A 951-nucleotide genomic window follows, 5' to 3' on the forward strand; every position below is an offset into this window, starting at 1 on the left:
ATACCTATCGGGGTCCATTGTTTTTTGGATATCAGTTGAAAATGCTCGGGATAGAGCCAATCGAATGTTTGATCGTCCTCGAAAATTTTATTTATCATGTTCACGCCTTAATCTTAATTGGTTCCGACAGATAGCGATACAAGGCTATTGCCAAATCTACATTTCAAGCTCCTGGGTTAAGTATAAGCTAAAACGCCCTCACCATCTATCTTGATTGTTTTAATTTTCCGAGCCATCGGGATTCTATGATCTGCGTTAGCCGGCCTAACAGGCCAGGCTCAATCTGCATACATCCCTCAACAACCTGCTGCCTCCATACACGCTCCTGATCAAGGATCAGTTTATGGTTCTTTCCTTCAAGAAGTATATCAACCGAAATCTCCTTTTCCAGCAACAACGAAGTCACATATGAAATAACATATAATGTATAGACTTTGTGACCATAGGATACCGGTAATGGAATTCCAATCATTTGCTTAATTCTTTTTATCTGGAAGACCACCACATATCTCAATACGATAAACTGTCCATACAGTTGCGCAGGTACCCCTAGGTATTTCTTCCAAATAGCTGTTTAAAAACAGTACTTCTTTTATTGATGTTCTCCTCCTTTAAAACGCACTGTTGACCGACCGATAAGACAACAATGGGAAGAAGGTTATTTATCGAACCCGCCCAGAGATACTTCCATTCATGGCCATACAGGTCCTTTAACAAAACCGAAAACAAAATTATAGGGTAATAAGCTATTTTTTCCGACAAAATATCATGGAGAAAAATGATAATTATCAGTTTGACTGTGCAATGTAAATTCAATATATTTTTGCCCAGTCGCCTCCAGCTGTGTTGGCAGTTAATCTAGGGATGTGGTCCGATCTTCCTTTTCACCGCGCTTGCGGTCCTGTTATAATACCTTTTGGCCCTGACCCTGAATACATCATAAAGCAATAC

Annotated in this window: 1 protein-coding gene; it reads right to left on the minus strand. The window is 39.9% G+C overall.

Going from position 1 to position 951, the window contains the following annotated elements; genetic code table 11:
• Positions 1-205 precede the first annotated feature (205 nt).
• Positions 206-472 carry a hypothetical protein gene (locus tag AC1DND_RS28545; protein ID WP_477586305.1) on the minus strand — a complete coding sequence of 89 codons (267 nt, stop codon included), beginning with the start codon at positions 470-472 and terminating at the stop codon, positions 206-208.
• Positions 473-951 lie beyond the last annotated feature (479 nt).

The organism is Pedobacter sp. 01N416 (assembly GCF_056399685.1).

Coding starts and splice junctions, on each gene's coding strand:
- AC1DND_RS28545 (WP_477586305.1), bottom strand. CDS start 472: ATGATTGGAATTCCATTACCGGTATCCTATGGTCACAAAGTCTATACA.